Consider the following 12,863-nt stretch of genomic DNA (forward strand, 5'->3'; position numbering starts at 1 on the left):
ACCGCCATCTCCTCCGCCGGAATCACCGCTACTATCGCTTCCATCGGAACCGCCTGAATCTCCCGAGTCGCCGCCGATCCAATCCCAAAAGGAAGAATGGTTTGAGTTTTCCGAGTCGATTGAATTTCCGAAATGACCCAAGCTCCCCGAATCCGTGTTCCAATCTGTCGAGCGATCTCCCGTTGTGTTGTTTCTTTTGGATCGACCCGAAAAGCGCGGATAGAAAATCAGAAACGCAAGCGCGAAAACTATAACAGAAATCGATAATAGAATCACTTTTTAATTTCGAAAGTTCTAAAGTTCCCTTTCGGTTCTTCCCAGGAGATAACGGCTTCCTTGATCTCGGAACCCTTCGGTCCTCTTTGAATCGCCTTGTAAAGATCCTCGATGAACATCTTGTCGCCCTCCACCACGGTTTCCACTTCTCCGCCGGGAAGATTTTGAGTGAATCCGCTGAGTCTACATTCTTGCGCTCTCTGGAGAATATAATAACGGAACCCCACGCCCTGCACTTTTCCGCGCACTAAGATCTTAGCTCTTGAATTATTTTTAGATCCCATTCTTATTCCTCCGTTTTGCTCTCCAAGTTCACCATCCACGCGGAAAAGTCCTTAAAAAAATTCCAAAGAATTTCCTTAACGGAAGAATCCGCATCCCAGTCGTCCAAAGCCTTTCGATAACAGGAAAGCCAAACCCTTCTCGCCTTTTCATCGATCGGAAACGGAAGATGTCTCGCCCGCATTCTCGGAGGTCCGTAGTTCTGAGAATACAACGGAGGACCGCCCGTTACTTGAATTAAAAAATGCGCGGATTTAATTTTACTCTCTTCCAAACCTTCAGGAAACATAAAAGCGATCGGGCTTTGCGGAATTTGATCGTAAAAATCGCTAACCAACTTACGGAGAGAATTCTCCCCTACCGTTTGAAAAACGGTTTGTAAACCGGGAACCGGACCCGGAGGACCGCCGGGTGGAATAAAAAGAGGTCTTTCTTCCATCAGGACCGATTTCCGATCTCTTGCAAAAAGGAACGGATCTTCGGTCCGAACTCGTTTACAATTTTATAATATACGTCTTTTTTAAAGGGCACTACCGTATCCAAAGTTTTTTCGATCGGTATAAATCGAACCGTTTCGAATTCCCTTTCATGAACGTCCAGATCGCAGTCCGCGGCTTCTCCGTTCCAATAGATCAGAAACCATTTCTGAAGTTGACCCCTGTATTTTTGAAGATGACGATTGAGAGGAAGGTTTTCCGGAAAATCATACGGAATCCAATCCGGATATTCGGCGACGATCTTACCGGAATCCACTCCGACCTCTTCGTATAATTCTCTCAAAGCCGCTTGGATCGGGTCCTCATCCTCGTCGATCCCGCCTTGAGGAAATTGCCAAGAGCCTAGAAAGTTCAATCGTTCTCCCACCAATACTTCTCCGCGAGAATTGAACACTACCATCCCGACATTCTTTCTGTACGGTTTTTCCATACGAATAGGCTCCCGTTCGAGCTTTTCTATGACAAGAAGTTTTAGAGATGGAATTCAGTTGCAAATTTTATACTCTCTTGGGAATCATACACATAGATCCTTATCGTTTAGGAGTTTGAGTTTCGCAATGCAATTAACTAAGAAGTCTTCCCGTTCACGCATCTTTAAAGAGAAGGATTTTGAAATCAAAGCTTCGTCGATTCCCGGAATCGGAATGGGTTTATTCCCGAAAGAAAACGTAAACAAAGGCGATACGATCGGATATTATACCGGTAAAATTCTCACCGATAAGATAGCGAACTCCTCCAAATACTGCGAATCCAAATATCTTCTCTGGATCTGTAAGGATCATTGGATTTACGGAGAAGGCAAAGAAAGCAATTATACGCGTTTTATGAACCACAGTACGAAACCGAACGTTAAGTTAGTCGTATCGGTTCGATGGAAGACCGCAAGATTCGAAGCCATCCGTAAAGTAAGAGCCGGGGAAGAATTGTTCTTCGACTACGGCGACGAGTATTGGATCAATACGGACATCGATCCCGTAGAACGAAACTGATTCTCCCCTAAAACTCGAACTTAAGTCTTAGATCTTAAATCTTAGAGGCGGCGTGACGGAAAAAGAACGCAAAGCCGCCCAATAGATTGAACAAAGCGGGCAATGTTTTTAGAGTAATGCCTATATCTCCGTGGGAAATCAAAGGAGTTAACACGAGCTTCGATCTGTTTTGAGGAAGATCTCTTTCCAACAATCGTTCCAAGATCAAAGTCGATTCAGAAGCGGGAACCACGTTATCCTCCACACCGTGAATCAAAGCGACATGAGCTCTTAAATCCTCGAGCTTATTGTAAACCTGAAGATCCTGTAAAAAAGAACGAAACGGTCCCGCGTTGCGAACGATTCTATCCCAAATTTCGGATCTGTATTCCTTGTCGTCTTTGAGTTTGAAAAAAATTTCCCGGTTTGCGGGCTCCATGGTTTCGAGAACCTTCGGAAGTTCGGGAGCTTCTCTGAGAATACTTCCGTCTAAAATGCTCGCGTGTAATGCCTTACGCACTTCTTCGTTTTCACCGATTCCGAAGTGAACGAAGTTCCAAAGAAGAATCATTCTTCCATACTCGTCTGAACCTTCTGCAGACATCAGATAACTCAAAGTAGTTTGAACGTTTCCGTAAGCGCCGATCGTGCAGATCGATTTGACCCTTTGACCCACATCCGGTTCGGCCGCGGCGATCAAACCCATACTCGCAGAAAACGAAGGAGCGAATAAGGAAATTCTTCCATCGGGACAAAACTCGGGATTGGAGGAAAGATTCAAAATCAATCCTTTGATCTTTTCGATACTTTCGAGTTTGATTTTGAATTCGCTGATCTCCTGCATCTGAGGAGAAAAAACCAAAAAACCGCAAGAAGCCATTCCTCTACAAACGGCTTTGAAACGAGGATCTTGATTTCCGAGATAAGCCATTCCGTTCACCGCGAGAATGGTTCCTTTGAATGTGGTTTTGTTTTCGGGAAAGAATTTTAGAACGCCCACGGATTCCTTTCCGATCGTGAGTTGAAGTTCCTCTTCTGAGATTCCTTTTGTGGAATTATTGCGTGTATTGAGTGCGAAACGAATCGCGGAGAAAAAATTTTTCATAGATACGGTTGATGTTCCTAAATGTAAAATTTGAAGGATTTGTGTTGGATATTGATTACGACGAAATTACAATTCAACTTCGAGGGAAGAATTCCGACTTCAACAACTTCCTCATATCCTTCGGAAAATTGGTGAAAAGTCCGTCCGCCCCCCGACCTAAGTAACGTTTCATCTCTTCGATTTTGTTTACGGTATATACGACGCTTAAAAAATTCTTTTTTGCGATTCTTTTTAAATTCTCTTCCGAAGCGTCTTCTGCGGAAGGATGAACGCTCCAAGCTCCGATCTTTTCGGCGAACACGATCGCTTCTTCCACGTTTCCGCTTTCGTCTCCCACAAGAACGCCTAACTTGATTTTTGGATGAAGGTTTCGGATCCTTTCCAAACATTCCCAAGAAAACGAAGAGATTACGATCCGATCCTCGAGTTTGCTTTGACGAACCAGATCCAAAACCTTAACTTCGATGGAACGCGCGTCCACAAAAGAATCCATCGCAGTCGATTTGATTTCGATGTTCAGATCCGTTTTTGATTTTCGAATCAGCAAAAGAACGTCTCGTAAAAACGGAATCGTTTCCTTTTTGAATTTTTTGGAAAACCAAGAACCCGCGTCGAGTTCGTTTAATATTTCGGATTCGAATCTGCGAACGTTTCCCACAAGTTTTGTCGTGCGATCCAGATCGTCGTCGTGAATGACCACAACTTCCCGATCCTCGGAAAGGGTTACGTCCAATTCGATCAGATCCGCTTTTGTATCGATCGCTTTGCGAAACGCTATCATCGTATTTTCGGGAAATTCTCCGCTAAAACCGCGATGTGCGAATACGAGAGGTTTTTTGAGATCGGAACGGGTTTGTATATTCTCAATCATATTCTATTCTTTATATATTCAATTTATTTTATATTACATCTCAATACGCAAAACCTACGGCAAAGTCGAAACCTGCGTCGTAGACTTTTCCCGCGTGATCCCGTTTGATCTCTTCCTTTCGTAGCCAATAATCGGTAACGGTCGCGGGACGGTTCGCGTAATCCAGGGAATCGATCGTAACGTTCTTGTGATACGGAGCGAATGCCCTCAAAAGAACCTCGAATCCGAAAAAGAATCCCGATTCGAGTTGATGACGAACGCCCAAACCGGTTCCCGCATAGTAACGAGGACCGTAATCCAGATGAATCCTTTCCGAACGATACGAAAGTGCGCCCGTCGTATCGATAAACTGATCGTATCTAGTATTTCTAAAGTATTCTCCGCCGAACGCGATCGGAATATAAACGGAAGAATCGGCCAGAAAGTAATTCAAAAAAATTCCCCCGCCTGCCGCCTTCGATTCACGATCGGATTGTCTCGCCATTCCGTAACTTACTAAGTAGGAATATCTCGAATCGAAATCGGCGTTCGTTCTGGAAAAGTTGGAATAGTATTGAAATCCGATGGAAACATTCTTCCAGGCGTTCCAACCTAAGATCGCGGAACCGTAACCGGGAAAATAAATTCCTCCGAAAAAGAATTTTCGTTTCATCCGAATTTCTCTTTGCGAAGGGCCTTTCGTATCCGAACCCGAGTTTACATTCGAATCCTTTCGCGAATCCGAATCGGAATTCTTAACTCCGTCGTTCTGATCTTGTTCTTGTTGTTGTGAAGGAACGGGCACTATGTTCTGCGAAAATAAATTCTGAAACGAAAGAAGAATGAGAACAACACAAGAAACCAACGCATAGGACTTGTTCATAGGACAAAGAGTTTATCGAAGCGGAAGGCATTGTCAAGAGAAAGGAAGGTAAAAGAAGAAAGGGTTCAGGCGGGTTTAAGCCCCGCCCGAGAGGGAAAGTTACGATTCTTATTTAGAAGCGGCAGCTTTACCGGAAGTGGTGTTTTTAATCGCTTCAGCCACTTCGTTAATTTTAGCTTTTACAGCTTCAATTTGGCCTTCAGGGATTTTGTTTTTGATCTCTTCGGTAATTTTGTTGTAGTTCTCGATGATCTTAGATCTGGTTTCTTCGTAGTTTTTTCCTGCAACGGAACTAACTTCTTTGATATCGTTGAGAACTTTATCAACGGTTTCGCGGATTTTTACAGTCGCTTCGGAATTGTCAGAAGCTCCTTTAGTAACAAGCTCCAAATAGGTTTTTTCGAGATCAGCTTTCGCTTTACCCAGACCTTCTTGACCAGCTTTGATGAGTCCCAGACCCGCATTCAGAACATCTAGAATTTGCTTTTCCATTCGATTTTTCTCCTTGAGATCGATTCGTTGTGCATCGCACAATCCTTTTGTATTGCACCGCACAATTTCAGTCAACCTAAAAAAGAAAAAAATTCCTCAATTTCGCTATTTTTCTAGAATCTACGCAAATTTGACTAAACGCCGATGTTTGGGCAATTTTGAAATGAGGGGTTCTGTTTGTTTCGAAGTGTCAACGGAGGGATCTTTAAAAAGAATTCTCACTTTTTCTAAACATGAAAACCGGAGTGCCCTCTTATAAATGATGAATGTTTTTCAGACTAAAACTGAAAAAAGTAAAACCTTCCGAGTTTAAGATAAGTTAAAAGGTAGGTAAGAAATGATAAATTTAATACGAAACAAGAAGGATCAACTCCGAACACTCGCCGGTTTTCTTTTGCTACTGTTGATTGCATTTTTCAACGTACTTCAGTGTAATCAAAAGGAATCGGATAACAATCAATCCCTCCTCGCGCTTACTGGTACCACACAGGCAGTAAACATCTTAAAGACTCACGGAACAACGTTTCGCGAATGCGACGCGAGCGGTAATCCGAAATCGGATACGAATCAAAGCACGACTTCCAACGGTCATTCGGCCATCGTTCTAAAAGGAGACGCACAGATGGCGGGCGGGGGCTTACTCGTTTATGTAAGAGAAATGGATGTAAACAATACGGTCACCAACGTAACCGTTCCGGTCGTCATCGAAAACGAAGTTCCGCGATTTATTACAGTCAGCGGTAAACGATACATGGCCTATCTTGAATTTTTTATCGATGGGATCAACAACACAGAGATCGACGGAATGGGTTTGACCGTCCCGTTTACGGCCGCCGATATCAATACCATAAACTTTTACGTGACGTCGCAGAAAACCGGTTTATACGTAAATGGAAACTCGCATGAGTCCAATATAATTTATTATCCTGCGGGAAACAATACAAAGGGAAATAACCCGCAAGAAAGGGCTACCTGGAGAAGAGACAATTATCTGCTCTACGGTGGAGACGGATTCGTATTGGAGTATGTCTATAAAAACAATTAATCTGAAGTTCAATCGTCATGTGGGATCGTAAAATCGTTTCGTTGCAAAGAGAAAAGATTTTGCGATCTCGTAGATACTTTTATCAGTCGGAAATTCTTTGAATCGCTTTCGCGATCAATTTAGAATGAAGCTTACAAGCGTCTTCCAAACCTTGATACAGAAGCAGACTCTTTTTTGCGATTCCCAGTCTTTCGTTTTTCTTTTCTTCCAGAGTAAGACCGCCCTCGTAACCTTCGGTAATCATAAGAACCGTTCTCTGAATGCTCATTCCTAAAATTTCGGTTAAGCCCTTTCGAGAAGAAACCTCTTCGTCGATTCGATCCATCTCTTTTAGATTCTTTAGGATCTGATCCTTAAACTTATCTTCGGCGCGGATTTGAGAATACAAACGTTCAGAAAGAATTCTTCCCCTGGTTACTTTTTCTGAAAAACCCTTGAGTTGTTCGAACAATGTTTTCAGTTCGTTGCGGGTCGTTCGCGTAGCTTGTGTGGGTGTTGGCTGATCCGCGATTTGAAGAATTCGGTCCTGAGTGGATCGAACTTCATTTAGATCGCATTCGTTTTTTTGAATGTATTTCGCGAAGTCCGCGCCCGGAATTCCTTCCAGAACGACCCCGTCTTTTCCGAAGTTAAACCAGGAATTCTTTTTAGAATGTTCTTCGAACCACTTCTTGAAGATCAAAAGTTTTTCGTTGGTTCTCAATTCTCCGCCGCGAATCGAACGAACTCGTTTTACGGGAAGAGCGGTCATCTGTTTGTGATTGTGATATTCTCTTCTGAATTTTCTGGACTCGATGTGATTGAGTCTTTCTTCGAGAACCGCACCCTTACAATGCGCGAGTTTATCCGGAAAGGAAAGATCCTGACCGACCAAAAGAATGTTTCTCGCTTCCATCTTTTCGGCGAGACTGACGGCGTTCGTCGAAACCGAACCGCCGAAATCGATCGCTCCGATTTCCTCTTCGGGTTTCGATGAAAGAATTCGGATCAAAGGAAACGGAGACGAAGTAAAAAAACCTTTCTTAAATTTTCCGGGCAATCGAAGAGAATGATACGAGGATGTGGGATCGAAAACGATTCTCGCGTTTCCAGTATAACCTTCCAGATATTTCGTATTGAGGGCCTGAGGGTCCACGGAAAAAACCAGATCGGGATCGATCCCTGCGTTCCAAAGAACCATCAACGCGGTATCGACCGCGATAATAATATAATTATTTCTGAATATTCTAATTTCCTCAAGGGAAAGAATCAAGGACGGCCCCGCTCCGCAAACGAGAATGTCCGTTTTGCCGCCGCAAATTCCGAACAAGGAAAGAATCGGTTTCATATCCGCGAGTTCGGGAAGATTGGAAATAAAATTTCGGGTCCAGATTCTTTCAAAACGGGTGAGCGTGGAAATGTTCACGTCCTTTTTGTGAAAGAATCCTTCGGAAATAAATCGAAGTTCCTCGTAAGAATCTTTCTTCCACTGATTGCTTCCTCGATGCGGAATGAAGCTGATCGGAAATCCGGAAATTCCGCGAAACGCCGCGTAAAGATCCTGTTCTAAAAGCGGCGTCAAAAGAATTCTCAGTTTTCCGGATTCTAAAAATTCCGAATAATCGAATAGAGAAAGCGCATAACGCAGAATCGTCGGATCGGTTTCCATCCAAACCGCGGTTACATTCTTAAACTTTAATGTTTCTAAAACTACGTAACCGACCCCGGCCCCAAAAAACAAAAAAACCCTTTCTTCGTCCTCTTTTTTCAATCCGTCCAAAAGTCGTTTCGATTCGGTAATCGGGTCCATCAAACTGTGAAGTGCGATTCCGTCCGCGACGAGCACGGGAAGTCCGGTTTTGGATGTTTTGATTTCGAAAGAGGAAACGGAGATCGAAGTCGACGAACCCAAAACCGCCTCGGAGATTTTTTCTCCAAGAGACGGATTGTAATCGGACAAACTTTTCAGGTTTTTCCGCAGGATCGTTTCGTCGACGTCTGAATATATCATGATTTTAGAATATATTATTTATTTAAAGTAAAGATTGAGTCTTCCGTCTTGGACTTTTTTTCCGGGCGCGGGTTCCTGTTCGTAACAAAAACCGCTTCCGTGAAATTTAACCGGAATCCCCAGAGGTCTTACGATCTCGAGGGCTTCTCTTTTACTTTTCCCGATCAGATCGGGAATCTCTCCGATTTCGGTCGGTTTTACATTCTTTCTTTGAAACCGTTTGAGAGAAACGTTAACCGTTCTTTCCCCTTGTTCTATGATCGGAATGATATTTTCGACGACCTCTTTGAAAACGGGAGCGGCCAAACCGCCGCCGGAATGGGTTCCTCCCTTCGGTTCGTCAAAAAGAATCAAACCCACGATCTTCGGTCTTTCCGCGGGAAAAAATCCTAAGAAGGAAGCGGACCACAAACCTTCTACATAACCTTTTCCTGATACTGCCTTTTGACCTGTTCCCGTTTTACCCGCGATCGAATATTCTTGAATGTATGCGTTCTTTCCAGTTCCCGATTGAACGACTCTTGTCATCGCTCTTAAAATTCTTTCGGTCGTGTATTCTCGGATTCCGATCGGAGATTCTTGTGTTTTGAATTCGTGAAGAATTTCTCCGTAAGAATCGCTGAAGTGTGAAACCACACGAGGAGTCAACATTCTCCCTCCGTTCACCACGGACGCGGCGGAGGCTACGAGTTGAATCGGAGTGACGGAAATCCCTTGTCCGATCGCCATAAACATCGACGTCGCAGGAGTCCATTTTTTCAGAGGAGGAAAATATCCAACGGATTCGTTGGGTAAGAATCCGGTCTTTTCGCCGAACTGAAACTTCTTCATATAATCGTACAGTAGAGGTTCCGGAATTCTTTGAGAAGCCTTGATGATTCCCACGTTGCAGGAATACTGAAGAATCTCCTCCAGGTTCAAATGTCCATGCGCGTCCGTACATTTGATCTTCGTTTTACCGAGTTCTACGTAACCCGGACAATGAAACTTCTCGTCCGGACGTATTAGATTTTCATTGTATAAGACCGAGGCCAGAAAAATTTTCATAGTGGAACCGGGTTCGTATACGTGACGGATCGCCCAGTTTGTATGAGAATCTTCTCCCGATTCGTTGTATTGATTCGGATCAAACGCGGGAAACGAAGCCGAGGCCAATATTTTTCCGGTGTTGATCTCCATGAGAATTCCGATCGCCTTCTTCGAACCGGTTTCTTCGAATCTTTTTCCGAGGGCCTTCTCGAGTTTGTATTGAATCAACCCATCGATCGTTAGATGAAGATTGCTTCCTCTGGAAGAATCGGATTCGGTCGGAGTCATCAAGTCTTGGTTGTATTGAACTTCCAAACCGGAAAGCGCACGATCGTCGTCCATTCCCGTAAATCCGACAAGACTCGATGCGAGAATTCCATGAGGATACACTCGTTTGTATTCTCTTTCTCTTCGAACTCCGGGAAGTGCGAGGTCCATGATTTTGTTTCCGAGCGTTTCGTCGATCTCGCGTTTGAGTAAGAAATAACGGCTCTTTTCACGGATCATCGCTTCGATCTTATCGGGGGACATTTCGAGATAAGGCGCGAGTTGTACCGCGGTGAAGTTCGGATCGTAGATGTTCGCGGGATAGATCCCGATCGTCGCGGAGTCGACCGTCATCGCGAGTTCGATTCCTCTTCGATCATAGATCGCTCCGCGCATGATTCGATCTCCCGTTTTTAGAATGACTTCTCTTTCGTTGAAAAATGTAAGAAAGACAACTCTTCCTATGAGAATGCAGAAAAGAATGCAGATAAAAGAAAATAGAATCGTGAGCCGAGTTTTGCGAGAATTCATCCTGTATTGATAAGATCGTCGGATCCTTTAAATTCGGAAAGTCTTGTTTTCCGATTCAAACCGTTCCAAGAAGTTCTAGGCCATTTCGCGCTGTTGTCGATTCTGCGAATCGTCGACTCAATGTCGGCTGCTCGCCAGTTCAATATAAAGGATTTTATTCTGTTTTAACGAATTAAACTTGACGAAAAATTCAATTCGAAGCAGATTCTCTCCTGATTTGAAAAAAGTAGGAGATCCTACAAAATCCCGAAAAGGCGAAGAAATTCAAATGAAAACGTATCTCATTCCTGGCATTTCCAACTCCGGACCGGACCACTGGCAAACCCATTGGGAACAAAACTACGGATTTATCAGAATTCAGCAGAAAGACTGGATCAACCCGGTCTATTCCGACTGGGAACAAAGTCTTTTGGATCAAATCGACGGCTCGGATTCAGGGAAGAATCCAATTCTCATCGGTCATAGCCTCGGCTGTTTGTTGATCGCAAATTCTTCTCCGAAAATCAAAAATCGAATCGGTTCCGTTCTGCTCGTTGCGCCGCCCGACCCAAAATCTTCCGTATTTCCGAAAGGTTTAGTCGGTTTCGAGGAGCTCCTACAAACGAATCTCGGAATTCCGGGTATTCTTGTGTACAGTGAAAACGATCCGTATTGTAGCCCCGAGTTTTCTCGAAAGCTTGCGGAAACTTGGGGACTTCAGGCCGTCAATTTGGGTGAAGAAGGTCATATCAATAGCCAATCCAATCTGGGAAATTGGGAAGTTGGTTATCGGATCTACGAGCGGCTTTTGTCCTAAAGGGAAGATAAAGTAGTAGTTCCTACAAAAGGCGGAACAACGAATTGATTCGCAGAACCTCTCGAACTTCTTTGGTCGGAACTACGGCCAACGACAACGAACCAATTTATGTCGCTGAACTCCCTGATTTCCGGCACTCTCCTCTCTTTAATGCCAAATTTCACCCCCTCAACCATCTTGAATTACTTTCTTCCTTGACATTTTTATTTGGAATTTGGAAACTAATTGTATAGATTAGCACTCTAACATTCAGAGTGCCAGAAATAGAATGGATCTCACAGAACGCCATAAGAGAATTCTGAAAGCCCTTGTAGACGAGTTTATCCAGGAGAATCGCCCGGTCGGTTCCAAAACTCTCTATGACAAACATGATATCGGACTTTCACCCGCTTCGATTCGAACCGTATTGAAGGATCTGGAAGACTACGGCTATCTCGCGTCCAGACATACATCGGGGGGAAGAATCCCGACGGAACGCGGCTATCGTTTTTATGTGGATTCTCTTGTGATTCTCTACGAGTTGACCCTTAAGGAAAAACAACGCATCCAAGAAGAATATCTGAAGATGCAGTTTAAACTCGATCAGATTTTGAAAGCGACCGCTTCGGTTCTTTCTTCCCTGTCGAACGCGGCGGGAATCGTGATCGGTCCGGCGAAAACTCTGGATACTCTAAAACATTTGGAACTCATTCACGTACATGGGGACGAGATTCTCATGATTCTCGTGATGAGATCCGGCACCGTTCAACATAGAAATATCTTTGTGGATCGGAATTATTCTCAGGAAGCGTTGTATCAGATTTCAAAATATCTGAACGATAACCTGAGAGGGTATGATATATACGAAATTCAGAATGTAGTGATTCCGAAGTTGATGATCCGCAAAGACGGACCCGAAGACTTTACAAGAATCGCAAGTTTGATTTCGTCCGCGATGACTCCGGATAACTCCGAGGTCACGTTGTATATCGACGGTTTTAAAAATCTATATGCGAACTTCAGAGACGAAGAAGAACAACTTTCTCAAGTTCTTTCTCTTCTGGACGACCAGGGATTTTTAAGAGGATTTTTCTCCGATTATATCGATCAGGACGGAGTTTATACGATCATCGGAAAGGACGGAGATCAATCGATGTCCGGAGTTTCGATCATCACCTCCAACTATAAGATGGGAGAAAAAAAGATCGGCGCGTTAGGAATCATCGGACCGCAAAGAATGGATTACAATAAAGCCTTACCGCTCGTCGACTTCACGTCGAAACTCGTCTCCGAAATGGTGACACGAATTAGTAAATGAGGAAAGAAAATTAGAGAACATGAATCCTGAAGAATCAACACAGACAACGGAACAATCACCGGAACCGGAGAATTCGCTTCAAACGGAATTGGAAGCCGCAAAGAAGGAAGTGGAATCCTTAAAGGATTCCTGGGCGAGAGAAAGGGCTGAGTTTCAAAACTTCAAACGCCGTTCCGCTCAAGAATTCACTTCGATCCGAAAGGAAGCGGTTAAATCCTTGGTCAGCGGTTTTTTGAATCCGATCGACAACTTGGAAAGAGTGGGCGCGACACAGACCAACGCGGAAGAATTAAAACCGTTCGTGGACGGAGTTGCGATGATTCTCAAGGAATTCTATTCCGTATTAGAAAAATCGAATGTAGTTCGTTTTGATCCTAAGGGAGAATCATTCGACCCGATGTCGATGGAAGCGCTTTCTTCGGAAGAAGACGATCAATATTCGGAAGAAACGGTCATAGACGTTTATCAACCGGGTTATTACTACAAGGAAAACGAAGACAAGTTTACGCTTCGGCCTGCAAGGGTTCGAATCGGAAAACCGAAGTCATAATAAAA

General features: G+C 43.9%; 13 protein-coding genes and 1 pseudogene. 5 read left to right on the forward strand and 9 right to left on the reverse strand.

Annotation, left to right across the window (positions count from 1 at the left end):
• Window positions 1-272 precede the first annotated feature (272 nt).
• From CH367_RS11780 to CH367_RS11790, 3 genes are read right to left on the reverse strand one after another with little or no spacing between them, the layout of a single operon-like run.
• Window positions 273-560 carry an acylphosphatase gene (locus CH367_RS11780; protein ID WP_010572719.1) on the reverse strand — a complete coding sequence of 96 codons (288 nt, stop codon included), beginning with the start codon at window positions 558-560 and terminating at the stop codon, window positions 273-275.
• A gap of 2 nt (window positions 561-562) precedes the next feature.
• Complete coding sequence (locus CH367_RS11785) at window positions 563-997, reverse strand: globin domain-containing protein (protein WP_100762717.1); 435 nt, start codon at window positions 995-997, stop codon at window positions 563-565.
• Window positions 997-1,485: an RNA pyrophosphohydrolase gene (locus tag CH367_RS11790; protein WP_100762718.1), complete on the reverse strand. Its 489-nt coding sequence runs from the start codon at window positions 1,483-1,485 to the stop codon at window positions 997-999. The genes CH367_RS11785 and CH367_RS11790 overlap by 1 nt, the downstream gene beginning before the upstream one ends.
• Window positions 1,486-1,612: 127 nt before the next feature.
• On the opposite strand from CH367_RS11790, the gene CH367_RS11795 reads away from it, so the two are divergent.
• The gene (locus CH367_RS11795) at window positions 1,613-2,044 is read left to right on the forward strand and encodes an SET domain-containing protein (RefSeq protein ID WP_100762719.1); all 432 of its coding nucleotides are present in this window, start codon (window positions 1,613-1,615) and stop codon (window positions 2,042-2,044) included.
• Between the two features lie 34 nt (window positions 2,045-2,078).
• Here CH367_RS11795 and CH367_RS11800 read toward each other — a convergent pair whose 3' ends face one another.
• The 4 genes from CH367_RS11800 to CH367_RS11815 all read right to left on the reverse strand — a co-directional run bounded on the left by CH367_RS11800 (window position 2,079) and on the right by CH367_RS11815 (window position 5,353).
• The gene (locus CH367_RS11800; RefSeq protein WP_100762720.1) at window positions 2,079-3,128 is read right to left on the reverse strand and encodes an alpha/beta hydrolase family protein; all 1,050 of its coding nucleotides are present in this window, start codon (window positions 3,126-3,128) and stop codon (window positions 2,079-2,081) included.
• 73 nt (window positions 3,129-3,201) lie between these two features.
• Window positions 3,202-3,999 carry a glycerophosphodiester phosphodiesterase gene (locus CH367_RS11805; RefSeq protein ID WP_100762721.1) on the reverse strand — a complete coding sequence of 266 codons (798 nt, stop codon included), beginning with the start codon at window positions 3,997-3,999 and terminating at the stop codon, window positions 3,202-3,204.
• Between the two features lie 40 nt (window positions 4,000-4,039).
• Window positions 4,040-4,861: a hypothetical protein gene (locus tag CH367_RS11810; protein ID WP_100762722.1), complete on the reverse strand. Its 822-nt coding sequence runs from the start codon at window positions 4,859-4,861 to the stop codon at window positions 4,040-4,042.
• 108 nt (window positions 4,862-4,969) lie between these two features.
• Window positions 4,970-5,353 (reverse strand): phasin-related domain-containing protein, encoded by a 384-nt coding sequence (locus CH367_RS11815; RefSeq protein ID WP_100762723.1) that lies wholly within the window; start codon window positions 5,351-5,353, stop codon window positions 4,970-4,972.
• 337 nt (window positions 5,354-5,690) lie between these two features.
• Between CH367_RS11815 and CH367_RS11825 the strand changes: the two genes are divergently transcribed.
• Window positions 5,691-6,398, forward strand: a complete 708-nt coding sequence (locus tag CH367_RS11825) for a hypothetical protein (protein WP_100762725.1) — start codon at window positions 5,691-5,693, stop codon at window positions 6,396-6,398.
• 82 nt (window positions 6,399-6,480) lie between these two features.
• Here CH367_RS11825 and CH367_RS11830 read toward each other — a convergent pair whose 3' ends face one another.
• A complete protein-coding gene (locus tag CH367_RS11830; RefSeq protein ID WP_100762726.1) occupies window positions 6,481-8,388 on the reverse strand; it encodes a motility associated factor glycosyltransferase family protein in 1,908 nt (635 codons plus the stop codon).
• A gap of 18 nt (window positions 8,389-8,406) precedes the next feature.
• A complete protein-coding gene (locus CH367_RS11835; RefSeq protein ID WP_100762727.1) occupies window positions 8,407-10,215 on the reverse strand; it encodes a penicillin-binding protein in 1,809 nt (602 codons plus the stop codon).
• A 268-nt stretch (window positions 10,216-10,483) separates the two neighbouring features.
• On the opposite strand from CH367_RS11835, the gene CH367_RS11840 reads away from it, so the two are divergent.
• From CH367_RS11840 to grpE, 3 genes and pseudogenes are all read left to right on the forward strand, one after another.
• Window positions 10,484-11,011, forward strand: a complete 528-nt coding sequence (locus CH367_RS11840; RefSeq protein ID WP_100763012.1) for an RBBP9/YdeN family alpha/beta hydrolase — start codon at window positions 10,484-10,486, stop codon at window positions 11,009-11,011.
• Window positions 11,012-11,279: 268 nt separating this feature from the next.
• Window positions 11,280-12,308, forward strand: a complete 1,029-nt coding sequence (gene hrcA / locus CH367_RS11845) for a heat-inducible transcriptional repressor HrcA (RefSeq protein WP_100762728.1) — start codon at window positions 11,280-11,282, stop codon at window positions 12,306-12,308.
• Window positions 12,307-12,858, forward strand: a pseudogene (gene grpE, locus CH367_RS11850) (nucleotide exchange factor GrpE); the annotation flags it as partial. The gene hrcA and the pseudogene grpE, both read left to right, overlap by 2 nt.
• Window positions 12,859-12,863: the final 5 nt, after the last annotated feature.

The organism is Leptospira barantonii (genome assembly GCF_002811925.1).
In the GTDB taxonomy this organism is placed as follows: Bacteria; Spirochaetota; Leptospiria; order Leptospirales; family Leptospiraceae; genus Leptospira; species Leptospira barantonii.